The following is a 16,769-nucleotide window of genomic DNA, read 5'->3' as shown; positions in this document are numbered from 1 at the left end:
TCGCCCACTATCGCGGCGCTGCCGCAAACGTAAGGAGACGGAGCCAGGCTCCGCTGAAACGACATGGCAAGACAAGATCAGGCCAACGACCAGTTCTCGCTCACCTCGTTCCTCTATGGCGGCAACGCCGATTACATCGACGCGCTCTATGCCGCCTATGAGGACGATCCCGCCTCGGTCAATCCCGAATGGCAGGAGTTTTTCGCCGGGCTGAAGGACGATGCCGGCGATGTGCGCAGGAACGCCAAGGGCGCTTCCTGGGCCAAGCCGTCCTGGCCGCTGCAGGCCAATGGCGAATTGGTGTCGGCGCTCGACGGCAATTGGGGCATCGTCGAGAAGCACCTGGAAAAGAAGGTCAAGGACAAGGCGGTCACCAACGGCATCGTGCTTTCAGACGCCGACGTGCACCAGGCGACGCGTGATTCGGTGCGCGCCATCATGATGATCCGCGCCTACCGCATGCGCGGCCATCTGCACGCCAATCTCGACCCGCTCGGCATCGCCAAGCCGCTCGAGGACTACAACGAACTGTCGCCGGAAAATTACGGCTTCACCGAAGCCGACTACGACCGGCCGATCTTCCTCGACAATGTGCTGGGGCTCGAATTCGGCACCATCCGGCAGATGCTGGAGATCCTGACCCGTACCTATTGCTCGACGCTCGGCGTCGAGTTCATGCACATCTCGGACCCCGAGGAGAAGGCCTGGATCCAGGGGCGCATCGAGGGCGCCGACAAGGAAATCTCCTTCACCACCACCGGCAAGAAGGCGATCCTGCAGAAGCTGGTCGAGGCCGAAGGCTTCGAGCAGTTCATCGACGTCAAGTACAAGGGCACCAAGCGCTTCGGCCTCGACGGCGGCGAGGCGCTGATCCCGGCGCTGGAGCAGATCGTCAAGCGCGGCGGCCAGCTCGGCATGAAGGAGATCGTGCTCGGCATGGCGCATCGCGGCCGGTTGAACGTGCTCAGCCAGGTGATGGCCAAGCCCCACCGCGCCATCTTCCACGAGTTCAAGGGCGGTTCGGCCGCCCCCGACGAGGTCGAGGGCTCGGGCGACGTCAAGTACCATCTCGGCGCCTCGTCGGACCGCGAGTTCGACGGCAACAAGGTGCATCTGTCGCTGACGGCCAACCCGTCGCATCTGGAAATCGTCGATCCCGTGGTGATGGGCAAGGCGCGCGCCAAGCAGGACTATCTGTTCGGCCGCAGCCGCGAGGAGATCGTGCCGCTGGAGGAGCGCGCCAAGGTGCTGCCGCTGCTGCTGCACGGCGACGCCGCCTTCGCCGGCCAGGGCGTGATCGCCGAAATCCTCGGCCTGTCCGGCCTGCGCGGCCACCGCGTCGCCGGCACGCTGCACTTCATCATCAACAACCAGATCGGCTTCACCACCAATCCGCGCTTCTCGCGCTCGTCGCCCTATCCGTCCGACGTCGCCAAGATGATCGAGGCGCCGATCTTCCACGTCAATGGCGACGATCCGGAAGCCGTGGTCCACGCCACCAAGGTGGCGATCGAATTCCGCATGAAGTTCCACAAGCCGGTCGTGGTCGACATGTTCTGCTACCGCCGCTTCGGCCACAATGAGGGCGACGAACCGGCCTTCACCCAGCCGATCATGTACCGCAACATCCGCACCCATAAGACGACGGTGCAGATCTATGGCGACCGGCTGATCGCCGAGGGTCACATCACCCAGGCCGAGCTCGACCAGCTGAAGGCCGACTGGCGCGCGCATCTGGAATCCGAGTGGGAAGTCGGCCAGAGCTACAAGCCCAACAAGGCCGACTGGCTGGACGGCGCCTGGTCGGGCCTGCGCACGGCCGACAACCAGGACGAACAGCGGCGCGGCAAGACCGCCGTGCCGGTCAAGACGCTGAAGGAAATCGGCAAGAAGCTGACCGAGGTGCCGAAGGGTTTCGAGGCGCACAAGACCATCATCCGCTTCCTCGAAAACCGCCGTGAGGCGATCGAGTCCGGTGAAGGCATCGACTGGTCGACGGCCGAGGCGCTGGCTTTCGGCGCCATCCTGCTCGACGGCAATCCGATCCGCCTGTCGGGGCAGGATTCTGAGCGCGGCACCTTCTCGCAGCGCCATTCGGTGCTCTACGACCAGCGCGACGAGACCCGCTACATCCCGCTCAACAATCTGTCGGCGGCGCAGGCCGGCTACGAAGTCATCAACTCGATGCTGTCGGAAGAGGCGGTGCTGGGCTTCGAATATGGCTATAGCCTGGCCGAGCCAAAGGCGCTGACCTTGTGGGAAGCGCAGTTCGGCGACTTCGCCAACGGCGCCCAGGTGGTGTTCGACCAGTTCATCTCGTCGGGCGAGCGCAAGTGGCTCAGAATGTCGGGCCTCGTCTGTCTCTTGCCGCATGGCTATGAAGGCCAGGGTCCCGAACACTCCTCGGCCAGGCTGGAGCGCTTCCTGCAGCTTTGCGCCGAAGACAATATGCAAGTGGCCAACTGCACCACGCCGGCCAACTACTTCCACATCCTGCGCCGGCAGCTGAAGCGCGACTTCCGCAAGCCGTTGATCCTGATGACGCCGAAGTCGCTGCTGCGCCACAAGCGGGCGGTGTCGACGCTGCCGGAAATCTCGGGCGAAAGCTCGTTCCACCGGCTGTTGTGGGACGACGCGCAGCTGCTGCCCAACCAGCCGATCAAGCTCACCAAGGACTCCAAGATCCGCCGTGTCGTGCTGTGTTCGGGCAAGGTCTATTACGACCTCTACGAGGAGCGCGAGAAGCGCGGCATCAACGACATCTATCTGCTGCGCGTCGAACAGCTCTATCCTTTCCCGGCCAAGGCGCTGATCACCGAACTGTCACGCTTCCGCAACGCCGAGATGGTGTGGTGCCAGGAGGAGCCCAAGAACATGGGCGCCTGGTCGTTCATCGACCCGTATCTGGAATGGGTGCTGGCGCATATCGACGCCAAGCATCAGCGGGTGCGCTACACCGGCCGGCCGGCGGCCGCGTCGCCGGCGACCGGATTGATGTCCAAGCACCTTGCCCAGCTCGCCGCCTTGCTCGAAGACGCGCTCGGCGAATAAAGAACAGAACCGACAGAAACGGACAGGCACAATGGCTACCGAAATCCGCGTTCCCACTCTCGGCGAATCCGTCACCGAGGCGACCATCGGCAAATGGTTCAAGAAGGTCGGCGATGCCATTGCCGTCGACGAGCCGCTGGTCGAGCTCGAAACCGACAAGGTGACGGTGGAAGTTCCGGCCGCCGCCGCCGGCACGCTGGGCGAAATCGTCGCAAAGGAAGGCGAGACCGTCGGTGTCGGCGCGTTGCTGGGCTCGATCTCGGCAGGTGGCGCTGCCGCGTCGGCGACCAAGCCGCAGGCGGTGGCCCAGGCATCAGGCCCGGATGCGGCGCCGACCAGCAAGCAGGCCGCCGCCGAAACCGCCAAGGTCGCCGGCGATGCCGGTTCCATCGAGCCGCGCAGCATGCCGCCGGCGCCGGCGGCGGCAAAGCTGATCGCCGAGCACAATCTGTCGGTCGACCAGGTTTCCGGTTCGGGCAAGCGCGGCCAGGTGCTGAAGGGCGACGTGCTCGACGCCATCGCCAAGGGTGCGCCGTCGCAGCCGGCCGAGACGCCGAAGGCGGCGCCGGCACCGATCGCGGCGCGCGCGCCATCTTCCGGCGACGATGCCTCGCGCGAAGAGCGCGTGCGCATGACCAAATTGCGCCAGACCATTGCGCGCCGGCTGAAGGAAGCGCAGTCGACCGCCGCCATGCTCACCACCTTCAACGAGGTCGACATGTCGGCGGTGATGGCGCTGCGGACCAAGTACAAGGACGTGTTCGAGAAGAAGCACGGCGTGAAGCTCGGCTTCATGGGCTTCTTCACCAAGGCCGTCACCCACGCGCTGAAGGAAATCCCGGCGGTCAATGCCGAGATCGACGGCACCGACATCATCTACAAGAACTTTGCCCATGTCGGCGTCGCCGTCGGCACCGAGAAGGGCCTCGTCGTGCCGGTCGTGCGCGACGCCGACCAGATGTCGATCGCCGAGATCGAGAAGGAGATCGGCCGGATGGGCATCGCCGCGCGCGACGGCAAGCTGTCGGTCGCCGACATGCAGGGCGGCACCTTCACGATTTCCAATGGCGGCGTCTACGGCTCGCTGATGTCGACGCCGATCCTCAATGCGCCGCAGTCGGGCATTCTGGGCATGCACAAGATCCAGGACCGGCCTGTCGTGGTCGGCGGCCAGATCGTTATCCGGCCGATGATGTATCTGGCGCTCAGCTACGACCACCGCATCGTCGACGGCAAGGAAGCCGTGACCTTCCTGGTGCGCGTCAAGGAAAGCCTGGAGGATCCGGAACGGCTGGTGCTCGATCTGTGAGCGGGGCTGATCCGCAATGAGCGGCTGGCCGGATACCTTACGCCGATTGTTTCGGCGTGGACGTGCCTGGCTTTTCTCCGATTTGCCCGTGGTCGCTTCGCCCGCCGATTGGGACGCCTCGGAGGTTAGCAGCAATCTCGGCGTCTTCGCCCTAAGCGAAGCCGAGATGGCGGAGCGGAAGATCACCATCGCTACGGTCGGCGAGCTTGAGCTACCGACCGGCGAAATCATCGCTTGCGATCCGCTTATCACCGGGCTGGAACGGCCTGTGTTTAGCCGCAGGGTCAGACCGGGACGCTACCCGGTGACCGTGCTTGAGTCGCAAGGCCGGGTTGCGGCAGCCGTCTTGCGGTTTGGCTCCGGCTTGCCGGCTCGCTGGGAATTGGCCACCTTCGCTCGCGATCGCCCATCGGCCTACGAGTTTGAGTTTATCGTCGATGACGCGGTTGCATCTCTCATGGACAAGTCGGTCCTCACGCTGATGACCGATCTGGAGGAACTCGACGACTATCTTGCTGACGTTGCGTGTTCTCTCGACAGGTTTGGCATGGATCATCCGATTGATGGGAACCCGCTCAATGTCGCCATGTTCGACACTGGCTTCGGTGACGGCACGTATAAGTCCTTCTGGGGTTTGGATACAGCCGGCGAACCACTTCTCCTGATGACGGACTTCGAAGTGCTCGAAAACGCGGACGGTCGAGAAAGCAACCAGGCGAACTGATGACAAACGCCACTACGCACATAATCGGATTTTTGGCCGCTCTCACGGCGGCGAATTCTAGTGCGCATGCCGCCTGCCCGATCGAACTCGCCGTCTATGGTGATGGCCAGAGCGGCAACGAGATCGATTTTACCCCGACCGGCACATCGGCTGTTGTCACCAACAGTTTCCGCATGATCCTCGACAACAATGTGGTGCTGAACGGCATCGTCATGTGGAACGAAGGCGTGGCACGGCCGAACGGTTCCTTGATGTACAAATGCCCCGAGGGCGACACCACCGGCGCCGAGCTCGCCGCCTGCACCCCCTGGCACGGCGTCATCTACACGTCCGACGACAAGGGCAGCATCGGGCTTTTGCCGGCGGAAGGCGTCGAGGCGCCGAAGACGCTGATCCTGCCGGATCTCGGTCCGGCGCTGCGTCAGTCCCCGGCCTACGGCGGCGGCGGCTTTTCGAAAGTTCCGTCGGATGTGTTCACGCTGAAGGGATGCCAGGAATGAGCGAGGCGCAAAAGGTGCTGCTGGTCACCGGCGGCAGTCGCGGCATCGGCGCCGCCGTCTGCCGGCTTGGGGCCAAGGCCGGCTATCGCGTCGCGGTCAACTATGCCTCGAACAACGCTGCCGCTGATGCGCTGGTCGGGGAAATCAAGGCGGCCGGCGGCGAGGCTTTCGCGGTCAAGGGCGATGTCGGCAGCGAGGCCGATATCATCTCCATCTTCGAGGCCGTCGACCGCAGCTATGGCCGGCTCGACGCCTTCGTCAACAATGCCGGCATTGTCGACGCCAAGGCGCGTGTCGAGGAGATGAGCGCGGCACGGCTCGAGCGCATGATGCGCATCAATGTCGTCGGTTCCATTCTGTGCGGCCGCGAGGCGGTCAAGCGCATGTCGACGCGCCATGGCGGCAAGGGCGGCGCCATCGTCAACATCTCATCGGCTGCGGCGGTGCTGGGCGCGCCGGACAATTATGTCGACTATGCCGCCTCCAAGGGCGCCATCGACACGTTCACCGTCGGGCTCGCCCGCGAGGTGGCGCTGGAAGGCATCCGCGTCAATGCGGTGCGGCCGGGCATCATCGACACCGACATCCATGCTTCCGGCGGACAGCCGGATAGGGTGGCGCTGATCCAGGACACGCTGCCGATGAAAAGAGCCGGCACCGCGGATGAAGTCGCGGGTGCGGTTCTCTATCTTCTATCCGACGCCGCGTCCTATACGACGGGCGCGATCCTGAATGTCAGCGGCGGCCGCTGAGCGCTCATGCAGTTCGAGCATGATGTTATCCGAAAACCGCGTCACACTTTTCGGCATCATGCTCAAAACAGAAGGACAGTATCATGGCTTATGACGTCGTTATCATCGGATCGGGACCGGGCGGCTATGTCTGCGCCATCAAGGCGGCACAGCTCGGCCTGAAGGTCGCGGTGGTCGAGAAGAACGCGACCTTCGGCGGCACCTGCCTCAACATCGGCTGCATCCCGTCCAAGGCGTTGCTTCATGCCTCCGAAATGTTCGCCGAGGCCGGCCATTCCTTCGACACGCTGGGCGTCGAGATACCAGCGCCGAAGCTCAATCTGAAGAAGATGATGGCGCACAAGGACGCGACGGTGTCGTCCAACGTCAACGGCGTCGCCTTCCTGTTCAAGAAGAACAAGATCGACAGCTTCCGCGGCACCGGCAAGGTGGTGGCGGCCGGCAAGGTGTCGGTGACGGGCGAGGAGGGCAAGGTCGAAGAGATCGAGACCAAGAACATCGTCATCGCCACCGGTTCCGACGTCGCCGGCATTCCTGGCGTCAAGGTCGATTTCGACGAGAAAATCATCGTGTCGTCGACCGGCGCGCTGGCGCTGGACAAGGTTCCCGGCCATCTGGTGGTGGTCGGCGGCGGCGTCATCGGGCTCGAGCTCGGCTCGGTCTGGGCGCGGCTCGGCGCCAAGGTCACCGTCGTCGAGTTCCTCGACACGATCCTCGGCGGCATGGACGGCGAGGTCTCCAAGCAGTTCCAGCGGCTGTTGTCCAAGCAAGGTTTCGAATTCAAGCTCGGCGCCAAGGTCACCGGCGTCGCCAAGGCCAAGAAGGGTGCGACCGTCAGCTTCGAGCCGGTGAAGGGTGGCGCCGCCGAAACCATCGCTGCCGATGTCGTGCTGATCGCCACCGGGCGCCGCGCCTATTGCGACGGTCTCGGGCTGAAGGAAGCGGGCGTCGAGGTCGACGAGCGCGGCCGGGTCAAGACCGACGGGCATCTCAAGACCAATGTGCCGGGCATCTATGCCATCGGCGATGTCATCGCCGGGCCGATGCTGGCGCACAAGGCCGAGGATGAGGGCGTGGCGGTGGCCGAAACCATCGCCGGCCAGGTGGGCCATGTGAACTACGAGGTCATTCCGAGCGTCGTCTACACCAGTCCGGAAATCGCCTCGGTCGGCAAGACCGAGGAGGAGCTGAAGAAGGCCGGCATCGACTACAAGGTCGGCAAATTCCCCTTCAGCGCCAATGGCCGCGCCCGCGCCATGCTGCACACGGACGGCTTTGTGAAGATCCTCGCCGACAAGGCCAGCGACCGCGTGCTCGGCGTGCACATTGTCGGCTTCGGCGCTGGCGAGATGATCCACGAAGCGGCGGTGCTGATGGAGTTCGGCGGCTCGTCGGAGGATCTCGCCCGCACCTGCCATGCGCATCCGACGATGTCGGAAGCGGTGAAGGAAGCGGCGCTGGCCACCTTCTTCAAGCCGATCCATATCTGAGGGCGCCCAGCGCTTCGTCGTCCTATGGCGGAGCAAGGAGCGAAGCGACGCGGCGCAGACCCCTGGAGCTGGTCCGCAGCCCAAGGGATCCATGCCGTGGCTTCAGAGCGCTCCTGCGGTGCGGAATTCTGCTCCGCTGCCAAGGCCCCCAACGGTCATCACCCAAAACAAAACGGCCCGCATTTCAGCGGGCCGTTGGTATCTGGTGCCGGGTCGATCAGTTGGCCGGTGCTGGAGCAGGCGCTGGTGCGGGCGCGGGTGCCGGAGCGGGCGCAGGGGCCGGCGCGGGCGCGGGTGCCGGAGCAGGAGCTGGTTCTGCTGGCTTGGCCGGTTCAGCGGGCTTCATCGGTTCTGCCGGAGCTGGCGCGGGAGCCGGTGTGCTGGCCGCCGGCGCTTCGGCGGGTGCCGGATGCTCGCCGCTTCTGCCGAAAACGTAATATGCGACAATCGCCAGGATAACGACGACCAGCGCAATCAGCCAGGGGCTGCCGCCGCCGCCGCCGCTTGGCCTGGGAGTGTCGTTCGATGGATTCGCCATAAAAGTGTCCTCCGTGGATGAAAATGATCAATCAATAGCCATCAACGCGCAACCGTTGAATGGGTTTCACTCTGGCGAAGGAAACCGCCGGAAACGCGGCGTTTTGGTCCCCCCGCTGCCATCCGACTCAATTGACGGCGGTGACAGTATAGCCGGCTTTGCGGAAATCCTCGACCAGTCCCTCGGGACCGGGCAGGTGTAGCGCGCCGACCGCCATGAAGGCGTTGCCCCTGGCCAGGATCGGCCCAGCATGATCGACCATCACCTTGTTGCGGCTGGTGATCATGGTTTCCTCGAAGGCGGCATAGCCCGAGGGATCGTTCTGCTCGTCCGGCATGGCGGCGCGGAACAATGGCCAGAACATGCCGGTGTCGCCGCGCTGGTAGAGCACGATCATGGTCTCGTTGATGTCGTTGACCTTGTCGCCGAGCTTCAGCGTGTCGACCAGGCCCTTCATATGAAAGGCGAGCGGCAGCGAGGCCATGGCGCGCAACTGGCTTTCGGCCGTTTCCAGACCTTCCACCGGCTTGCCGGCCGCCTTGGCGCTCTCGGCCAGCTTGACGTCGAGCACCGGTGCCCCGCCGGACTGGCGGGCGAGTTCGCAGGCCGGCAGCGCCATCATCGCCGACAGCATCCACGGCTTCATCTTGGCGACGGTTGCCGGCGGGATGCCGCGCGCGTCGAGTGCGGCGTTCATCGCCGCCGCTTCGTCCGGCTTCAGCAAGGATGACAGCGTCGTGGAGTCGGTGAACATCATCAGGTCCGGCTCCTTCAGCATCGCCGTCATCATCTTCTGCTTGTCGAGCACGTCGGTGGTTTCGATGATGAGGGTGCCGGCGGCGTCAAAGGCCTTCTGTGCCTCGGGCGGCAACGTGGTGACGCGCGGGTCAGTCATGTGCATGGTGCCGAACAGGTAGGAGGGCTGTTCGCCCGGTTTCTCCAGCTTCCACAACAGGCCCTTGCCATTCAGCGTGGCGGCGGCTTCCGCCTCGATCTTGCTGTAGGTGGCAGGGCTGCTCTTCTGCAGGGCCGACAGCATGTCGGCGCCGCTGCAGGTCGGGACTTCCGCATGCGCCCTGCCGGCCGCGAACAGCAGGACGGCCAGGAAGGACAGGAAAAACAGCACGTTGAGCGCGACAAGCAGCTTCAGCGAGATGGAAGCTGCACGGTCGGCGATGGCAATGACGCGTTTCATGACCCCTTTCTAAGGATGAAAAGCGGCAAAACGGTTAATTGGGGGCACGAAATTGAAGAGGTCACGCCCTTGGATGGGCCGATTCGTAGATTTCCAGCAGCCTTGCGGTGTCGACGCCGGTGTAGATCTGCGTCGTCGACAGGCTGGCGTGGCCGAGCAGTTCCTGGATGGTGCGCAGATCGCCGCCACGGCCGAGCAGGTGCGTGGCGAAGGAATGGCGCAGCGCGTGCGGCGTCGCGGTGTCGGGCAGGTTGAGCGCCGAGCGCAGTTTGGCCATGTCGCGCTGGATGATGGCCGGGTTGAGCGGGCCGCCGCGCGCGCCGCGAAACAGGAGTTCCTTGGGATCGAGATGGTAGGGGCAGAGCCGGCGGTATTCGGTGATAGCCCTGAGCGCCACCGGCAGCACCGGCACCAGCCGCGTCTTGCCGCCCTTGCCGGTGACGCGCAGCACGGTGTCGGCCTCCGAGGCCAGATCGGCGCCGGCGAGGCCGAGCGCCTCGGAAATGCGCAGGCCCGAGCCGTAGAGCAGCGTCAGCACGGCGGCGTTGCGGGCGGCGATCCAGGGCTCCTCGGCCAGCTGGCCTTCCACCGATACGACCTGTCTGGCGTCGCTCGCCGTCAGCGGTTTTGGCAGCGATTTGGGTTGGCGCGGCGCGCGCAGCGCGGCGGCGCCAGCGGCGTTGACCAGGCCACGGCGTTCGAGGAAACGCAGCAGTGAGCGGATGCCGGCCAGACCTCGGCCCAGCGTGCGGGCGCCGGCGCCGGCGTTGCGGCGGGCGGCAAGAAAGCCGCGCAGATCGGCTGGACGCAGATTGGCGATGTCGGAAACGCCGGGCGAGCCGCCGCAATGGCCGGTGAGGAAATGCAGGAACTGGCGCGTGTCTCGCTCATAGGCTTCCACTGTCTCGGGTGACAGGCGACGTTCACGCGCGAGCATCTTCAGCCAGCTTTCACGCGCCGCCTGGAGATCGGGTTTCGCCGGGATGAGGAATTCCTGCATGGCGGCATTTTCTTGTATCCGGGTTAGGAAGCGGTGAAGAGCGCGTCATTGAAATGACAGCCGCGTGGGGTTAGAGCAGGCCAAAGGATATTCGCGATGAGCAAGCCGCAAAACCCTGTCCAGATGGCCGTGATCGGCGCCGCCCATGGCATCAAGGGCGAACTCAGGGTGAAGACCTTCACCGGCGATCCGATGGCGCTGGCCGATTATGGGCCGCTCTATGCCAGGGACGGCCGCGCCTTCCAGATCACGGACATAAGGCCGGCCAACACCGTCGTCGTGGTGCGGTTCAAGGGCATCAGCGACCGCAATGCCGCCGAAGCGCTCGCCGGCACGGAACTGTTCGTCGACCGCTCGATGCTGCCGGACGATGGCGAGGAGGATGAGTTCTACCATGCCGACCTGGTCGGACTGGAGGTTCGCGACGACACCGGCACCGCACTCGGCAAGGTGGTCGCGGTGCATAATTTCGGCGGCGGCGACATTCTCGACGTGACGCTTGCCGGCCGCAAGGGCGTGCTGATCCCATTCACGCAGGCCGCCGTGCCTGATGTTTCGATCGCCGAGGGTTTTGTCCGCGTCGACCCGGTGGCGGCCGGGCTGGTCGAGGACGAGGATGGCGATGCGCCGCGCGAGGAAGACTTCGACCCGAAGGGCAGGCCGCGCGGACCGCGCGACGCCGGGGGCAACCGGTGACATTCCAGGCCTCGGTGCTGACGCTCTACCCCGAGATGTTTCCGGGCGCGCTCGGCCTGTCGCTGGCGGGCCGCGCGCTCGAAGCCGGGGCCTGGTCGCTGGAGGCGATCCAGATCCGCGATTTCGCCACCGACAAGCACCGCACCGTCGACGACACGCCGGCCGGCGGCGGCGCCGGCATGGTGATGCGTGCCGATGTCCTGGCCAAAGCCATCGACCATGCCTCACCGCCGGGCGATGCGCGTCCGCGCCTTTTGATGAGCCCGCGCGGTAAACCGCTGACCCAGGAACGAGTACGCGAGCTTGCCGCCGGGCCGGGCGCCGTCATCCTGTGCGGCCGCTTCGAGGGCGTCGACCAGCGGCTGATCGAGGCTCGGGAATTGGAGGAAGTTTCGATCGGCGATTTCATCCTCTCCGGCGGCGAGCCGGCGGCGCTCGTGCTGCTCGACGCGGTGGTGCGGCTGCTACCCGGCGTGATGGGCAATGCGGTGTCGGGCGAGGAGGAAAGTTTCGAGAATGGCTTGCTCGAACATCCGCACTACACGCGGCCGCAGGAATTCGAGGGGCGGGAGATTCCGCAAGTGCTGATCTCCGGCAATCACAAGAAGATCGCCGCCTGGCGGCGGGCGGAGTCGGAGAAGCTGACGAGGGAGCGGCGGCCGGACCTCTTCGGCGCTCAGCCCTTGCCGAAATAGTAAAACGCCAAAAACAGGCCGACGGCGACGACGAAGCCGCGCACCGCGTTTTGCGGCACGCGCTTGGCGATCCAGACGCCGGCATAGCCGCCGAGCGCACCGCCTGGAATCATGACGATCGCCTGCGGCCAGGCGACGACACCGCCCGAGACGAAGACGATGATCGCCACCGCGGCGACGACCACGGCCAGCATGTTCTTCAGCGCGTTCAGCCGGTGGTAGTCGCCGGCCTGCGTCAGGCCAAGCGTCGCCAGCATCATCACGCCCATGCCGGCGCCGAAGAAGCCGCCATAGATGGCGGTGACGAACTGTGCCAGCAAACCGGCGAGCGAGCCGACCGCCGCCTCATGATCGGGTTTTGGCGCCGGCTTCAGCCACGGCCCGGCGGCAAACAGGGCGGTCGCGCCCAAGAGCAGCCACGGCACCAGGGCGCGGAAGGACGGGTTGGACAGTGCCAGAAGGATGAAGGCGCCGGCCAGCGCACCCGCCGCCGAGATCAGGCACAGCAGCAGGGCACCGCGCCAGAAGTGGCGGATATCGGTCCAGTAGGCGAGCGTGGAGGTGATATAGCCCGGGAATTGCGTGACCGAGGAGGTGGCGTTGGCGACGATCGGCGGCACGCCGACCAGTGTCATGGCGCCGAAGGTGACGAAGGTGCCGCCGCCGGCAACCGCATTGGCGGCGCCGGACAGGAAGCCCGCCAGGAACAGCAGGATGGCGTCGAAGACAGACATGGAATGCCACCGCGGAAAACTCAGTTATGTCAGGCTTAGAAAGGCCCGAGGGCCGGCGCAACCCGGCACGAAGCGATTACGATGGTGCCATGCCGGCAAAAAAGACTCGTGCGCGGGCGTGACAAAGCGCTGAAATAGCTGTATGTGCGCGCCGAACCGGAAGAAAAATCTGCCGGACCCGTCAACAATGACGGTGTAGTCGCCCCTGTCCGATGTCTTGCAGACGAATGTCTCGGAGGCAAAGGACATAGCCGAGCGGTCAATGGTACTGCAAGGCGAGTGTCGGACGCTCTGACTGTCGGAAGAACAAGAAGTGGATTATTGAGATGGATCTCATCCGTCAGCTCGAGGCCGAGCAGGCCGCCAAGATCGAAGCCAAGCGCAAGCTCCCCGAATTCCAGCCCGGCGACACCGTGCGCGTCCAGGTCCGCGTGACCGAAGGCACCCGCACCCGCGTCCAGGCCTATGAAGGCGTCGTCATCGCCCGCGCCGGTTCCGGCTTCCAGGAAAATTTCACCGTCCGCAAGATCTCCTATGGTGAAGGCGTCGAGCGCGTGTTCCCGGTCTTCTCGCCGATGGTCGAGGGCGTCGAGATCGTGCGCCGCGGCAAGGTGCGCCGCGCCAAGCTCTATTACCTGCGCGACCGTCGCGGCAAGTCGGCCCGTATTTCGGAAAACACCGGCGTGCGCGCCCGCAAGCTCAACGATGAGGAGCGCGACGCGCTGAACGCCGAGAAGGCCCGCATCGAGGCCGAGAAGGTCGCCGCCGCCCAGGCGCTGGCGGCTGAGACGGCCGCCAAGGAAGCCGCCGAGAAGAAGGCCGCCGCCGAGGCTGAGGCAGCCAAGGCCGCCGAGGCGACCCCGGCCGAATAAGGCTTTCGGAAATCCCATTCAAAAAGGCGGCTTCGGCCGCCTTTTTTCGTTTCACCAGACTGTGAACGCTTTCAGCCCCGGAAACAGCATCCGGCAATTGACGACGCATTATCTTGTGCATTAAATAATCGCGCACAAGATAATCGGAGATTTGCAATGGCACTCTACACCACACAGGCTCACGTCACCGGCGGCCGCGCCGGCCATGGCGAGACCACCGACGGCCTGCTCAAGGTCGATCTGGCGATGGCCAAGGAACTCGGCGGGCCAGGTGGCGCCACCAATCCCGAGCAGCTTTTCGCCGTCGGCTACGCCGCCTGCTTCGAAAGCGCCATCCGCTTCGTCGCGCGCAAACAGAAGCTGCCGCTCACCGATGCCGGGGTTACCTCCACCGTCAGCCTGCTTCCCATTGGCGAGGGCTTCAAGCTCGGCGTCGCGCTCGCGGCCCAGACGAAAGGCCTTGATCAGGCGGCCGCGGAAGCGCTTGTATCGGAAGCACACAAGATCTGCCCCTATTCCAACGCCATCCGGGGCAATGTCGAGGTGGCGCTTTCGGTAAAGGCGGCATGACGGGAAAGACCACAAAGAACACCAGCGACGTCCCGGCGGAGACCGCCGGGACGGTCAAGGCGCCTCGACTCGATCAACAGCTCTGCTTCGCGCTCTATTCGGCGAGCGGGCTGATGACGAAGCTCTATCGACCGTTGCTCGATCCGCTCGGCCTGACCTATCCGCAATATCTGGTCATGCTGGCGCTATGGGAGCACGCACCGAGCACCGTGGGCGCGCTTGGCGAGGCGCTGGGCCTCGATTCCGCGACGCTGACACCGCTGCTCAAGCGGATGGAGGCGGGCGGGCTCGTCACCCGCCGTCGCGATGCCGCCGATGAGCGCCGCGTGCTGGTCGAGCCGACGGCCAGGGGCCAGGCGTTGCGAGCGCACGCGAAGGATGTGTCCCTGGCGCTCGCTTGCAGCGTGCCGCTGGAGCCTGGCGAGGCGAGAGCGCTGCACGCGACGCTCACTCATCTTGTCGCCGGCTTGCGCAACGCCACCGCCGACGACCGGTCGGCGGATGCGGAACCGCTGGTTCCGGGTTTGGGATAATTCATGTCATGCCGACCGGTGGTGTCAGCGCTCGACATCTCTCACGGGATGCCGCAGCGTTTGCCATGAGGGCGCGGTGTCCAGCCTTGAGAACTCTCCTGTCGCGATCTCGGACAGGATCGAGAGCAACGCTCCGCCCGCCGCGCGCGCCAGCGAACCGCCCAGGCTGATGCGGCGAACCCCGGCATCGGCGATCTCAGCCAACGTCAAGCCGGAAGCGCCTTGGCCCAGAACATGGTTGACGGGCGAGCCGACCGACCGGCAGATCGTCCGCAAGCCGTCGAGATCCTTCACGCCGGGCGCATAAAGCACTTCCGCGCCAAGCGCCTCAAAGCGCTTCAACCTGCGGATCGCCTCATCCAGATCGTAAGTGCCCTTGCCAAGGCCATCGGCGCGAGCCGTCAGCACGATGTTGTAGCAGCGCGCGGCCTCGGCCGCGACGGCCACGCGCGCCACGGCATCGTCGAAATCGCGAATGGGATGCAAGGGATCAGGCATCCGGTCCTCGATCGAAACGCCGGCCAAACCGGCTTCCGCCGCAAGCCTGACTGTCTCGGCGACGCCGTCGGCAGTAGCAGCGTAACAATCCTCGAGGTCGGCGGTCACCGGAAGGTGGGTCGCGGCGGCTATCTGTGCCGCGTAGGTCAAGCTGTCGTCACGGCTGATATCGTTTGCGCCGTCCTTCCTGCCGCGCGAGAACGCGTAACCGGAGGAGGTCGTCGCCAGCGCTTTGAAGCCTAGCCCAGCCATCATCCTCGCACCTGCGGCATCCCACGGATTGGGGATGATGAAGCAACCGGCACTATGAAGCGCTCGAAAGGTCTCAACTTTCTCCGCACGGGATGCCACCAGGCCAACACTCCTCTTCCAAGTCGAAGGATCCCGGAATGTGCCTCCGCTTGCACCATGCGGCAAGGGCCAGGCACTGCGCGGCCGCATGAAGGACGTGTCCTCGGCACTTGCCTGCAGCATGGGCTGGAGCCTGGCGAGGCGAGAGCGCTGCACGCGACGCTCACCCATCTCGTCGCCGGCTTGCGCAACGCCACCGCCGATGACCGGTCGGCGGATGCGGAGGCGCTGGTTCCCGGCTTGGGGTAGTCCACGCCGTGCTGGGTACGGATTATCCCTGAATTGCGGGGTTGAAGGCATCGCAATCCACTTTCGCGTGAGCTTGAGCAGCGGACCGTCTTGCATGGCGCTTGCGGAAAGCTAAAGTCGGCGCCGTCTTTCCTGCAAGCCCGGCGCATGTCCGGGCGCCTTCAATTTTCCGGAGTGTGTCATGACCAAGTCGAAACTGCTGCTGGCCTGCTTGCTGGCCCTGGTGCTGGCGCCCGCTGTCGCGTTCGCGCAGGCGCTGCCCGATCTCGGCGGCAAACAAGTGGTGGTGGTGACTGAAAACGCCTATCCGCCGCTGCAGTTCATCGATCCCAAGACGGGCAAGCAGATCGGCTGGGAATATGACGCGATGAACGAAATCGCCAAGCGGCTCAATTTCAAGGTCGACTACCGGAACACCTCCTGGGACGCGATGATCCAGGCGGTTTCCGACAACCAGTACAACATCGGCATGACCGGCATCACCATCAAGGACGACCGCAAGGAGAAGGTCGATTTCTCCGACCCCTATATGCGCTCGGAGCAGTTCATGCTGGTGCGCGGCGACGAAAGCCGCTTCACCGACGCCAAGACCTTCGGCGCCTTCAAGGACGGGCTGATCGGTGCGCAGCCCGGCACCACGCCCTTCTACACCGCCGTCTACAGCGTGCTCGACGGCAATGAGCAGAACCCGCGCATCAAACTGTTCGAGACTTTTGGCGCCACGGTGCAGGCCCTGAAGTCGGGCGACGTCGATGTCGTGCTGACCGACGGCACCGCCGGCAAGGGCTATGTCGATGCTTCCGAGGGCAAGCTGAAGCTGATCGGCGGCCCGCTCGGCACCGAGGACTTTGGCTTCATCTTCCCGAAGGGATCGGACCTGGTGAAGCCGGTCAACGCCGCGATCGCCGCGCTCAAGGCGGACGGCACGTTCGATGCGTTGAACAAGAAGTGGTTTCTTGACTACAAGATGGGGCAGTGAGCCTCCTTGCGACGTGCATTTCATGATGGTCAT

16 protein-coding genes and 1 pseudogene are annotated in these 16,769 nt (G+C 64.7%); 13 read left to right on the top strand and 4 right to left on the bottom strand.

Going from position 1 to position 16,769, the window contains the following annotated elements:
- Positions 1-63: 63 nt before the first annotated feature.
- The 6 genes and pseudogenes from FJV80_RS25000 to lpdA all read left to right on the top strand — a co-directional run.
- The gene (locus FJV80_RS25000; RefSeq protein ID WP_095774799.1) at positions 64-3,051 is read left to right on the top strand and encodes a 2-oxoglutarate dehydrogenase E1 component; all 2,988 of its coding nucleotides are present in this window, start codon (positions 64-66) and stop codon (positions 3,049-3,051) included.
- 31 nt (positions 3,052-3,082) lie between these two features.
- Complete coding sequence (gene odhB, locus FJV80_RS24995) at positions 3,083-4,360, top strand: 2-oxoglutarate dehydrogenase complex dihydrolipoyllysine-residue succinyltransferase (RefSeq protein ID WP_142877730.1); 1,278 nt, start codon at positions 3,083-3,085, stop codon at positions 4,358-4,360.
- Between the two features lie 16 nt (positions 4,361-4,376).
- The gene (locus FJV80_RS24990) at positions 4,377-5,084 is read left to right on the top strand and encodes a DUF4241 domain-containing protein (RefSeq protein ID WP_142877729.1); all 708 of its coding nucleotides are present in this window, start codon (positions 4,377-4,379) and stop codon (positions 5,082-5,084) included.
- On the top strand, positions 5,084-5,584 hold the full coding sequence (locus FJV80_RS24985) for a hypothetical protein (protein ID WP_142877728.1): 501 nt from the start codon (positions 5,084-5,086) through the stop codon (positions 5,582-5,584). The genes FJV80_RS24990 and FJV80_RS24985 overlap by 1 nt, the downstream gene beginning before the upstream one ends.
- Positions 5,581-6,336: an SDR family oxidoreductase gene (locus FJV80_RS24980; protein WP_095792251.1), complete on the top strand. Its 756-nt coding sequence runs from the start codon at positions 5,581-5,583 to the stop codon at positions 6,334-6,336. Before FJV80_RS24985 ends, FJV80_RS24980 begins: the two co-directional genes overlap by 4 nt.
- A gap of 74 nt (positions 6,337-6,410) precedes the next feature.
- Positions 6,411-7,826: pseudogene (lpdA, locus tag FJV80_RS24975) on the top strand (dihydrolipoyl dehydrogenase); the annotation flags it as partial.
- A 665-nt stretch (positions 7,827-8,491) separates the two neighbouring features.
- Here the strand turns inward: lpdA and FJV80_RS24965 are convergent.
- Both FJV80_RS24965 and FJV80_RS24960 read right to left on the bottom strand, forming a co-directional pair.
- Positions 8,492-9,559: a TraB/GumN family protein gene (locus FJV80_RS24965; RefSeq protein WP_095774793.1), complete on the bottom strand. Its 1,068-nt coding sequence runs from the start codon at positions 9,557-9,559 to the stop codon at positions 8,492-8,494.
- 61 nt (positions 9,560-9,620) lie between these two features.
- A complete protein-coding gene (locus FJV80_RS24960) occupies positions 9,621-10,559 on the bottom strand; it encodes a tyrosine recombinase XerC (protein ID WP_095792249.1) in 939 nt (312 codons plus the stop codon).
- Positions 10,560-10,655: 96 nt separating this feature from the next.
- Here FJV80_RS24960 and rimM point away from each other — a divergent pair, with 96 nt between their 5' ends.
- Both rimM and trmD read left to right on the top strand, forming a co-directional pair.
- Positions 10,656-11,255, top strand: a complete 600-nt coding sequence (rimM, locus tag FJV80_RS24955; protein WP_095792248.1) for a ribosome maturation factor RimM — start codon at positions 10,656-10,658, stop codon at positions 11,253-11,255.
- Entirely contained in the window at positions 11,252-11,950 is a 699-nt protein-coding gene (trmD, locus tag FJV80_RS24950; RefSeq protein ID WP_142877726.1) for a tRNA (guanosine(37)-N1)-methyltransferase TrmD, read from the top strand. The genes rimM and trmD overlap by 4 nt, the downstream gene beginning before the upstream one ends.
- Here the strand turns inward: trmD and FJV80_RS24945 are convergent.
- On the bottom strand, positions 11,932-12,684 hold the full coding sequence (locus tag FJV80_RS24945) for a sulfite exporter TauE/SafE family protein (RefSeq protein WP_142877725.1): 753 nt from the start codon (positions 12,682-12,684) through the stop codon (positions 11,932-11,934). The two genes, trmD and FJV80_RS24945, sit on opposite strands and share 19 nt — an antisense overlap.
- Before the next feature lie 326 nt (positions 12,685-13,010).
- Between FJV80_RS24945 and rplS the strand changes: the two genes are divergently transcribed.
- The 3 genes from rplS to FJV80_RS24925 all read left to right on the top strand — a co-directional run bounded on the left by rplS (position 13,011) and on the right by FJV80_RS24925 (position 14,659).
- Positions 13,011-13,556 (top strand): 50S ribosomal protein L19, encoded by a 546-nt coding sequence (rplS, locus tag FJV80_RS24935; RefSeq protein ID WP_019862024.1) that lies wholly within the window; start codon positions 13,011-13,013, stop codon positions 13,554-13,556.
- Positions 13,557-13,712: 156 nt separating this feature from the next.
- On the top strand, positions 13,713-14,126 hold the full coding sequence (locus FJV80_RS24930) for an organic hydroperoxide resistance protein (RefSeq protein WP_142877724.1): 414 nt from the start codon (positions 13,713-13,715) through the stop codon (positions 14,124-14,126).
- Complete coding sequence (locus FJV80_RS24925; RefSeq protein ID WP_142877723.1) at positions 14,123-14,659, top strand: MarR family transcriptional regulator; 537 nt, start codon at positions 14,123-14,125, stop codon at positions 14,657-14,659. Before FJV80_RS24930 ends, FJV80_RS24925 begins: the two co-directional genes overlap by 4 nt.
- A 24-nt stretch (positions 14,660-14,683) precedes the next feature.
- On the opposite strand, the gene FJV80_RS24920 is transcribed toward FJV80_RS24925, so the two are convergent.
- Positions 14,684-15,598 carry an isocitrate lyase/phosphoenolpyruvate mutase family protein gene (locus tag FJV80_RS24920; RefSeq protein ID WP_142877722.1) on the bottom strand — a complete coding sequence of 305 codons (915 nt, stop codon included), beginning with the start codon at positions 15,596-15,598 and terminating at the stop codon, positions 14,684-14,686.
- Here FJV80_RS24920 and FJV80_RS24915 point away from each other — a divergent pair.
- Together FJV80_RS24915 and FJV80_RS24910 are read left to right on the top strand one after the other, a co-directional pair.
- A complete protein-coding gene (locus FJV80_RS24915; RefSeq protein WP_246689053.1) occupies positions 15,566-15,757 on the top strand; it encodes a hypothetical protein in 192 nt (63 codons plus the stop codon). The two genes, FJV80_RS24920 and FJV80_RS24915, sit on opposite strands and share 33 nt — an antisense overlap.
- Positions 15,758-15,938: 181 nt before the next feature.
- Positions 15,939-16,736 (top strand): transporter substrate-binding domain-containing protein, encoded by a 798-nt coding sequence (locus FJV80_RS24910; RefSeq protein ID WP_142877721.1) that lies wholly within the window; start codon positions 15,939-15,941, stop codon positions 16,734-16,736.
- The last annotated feature ends 33 nt before the right edge of the window (positions 16,737-16,769 follow it).

This window comes from Mesorhizobium sp. WSM4310 (assembly GCF_007003935.1).
GTDB lineage: Bacteria > Pseudomonadota > Alphaproteobacteria > Rhizobiales > Rhizobiaceae > Mesorhizobium.
The sequence above is the reverse complement of the archived record's forward strand: the minus strand, read 5'-3'. Positions and strand labels throughout refer to the sequence as shown.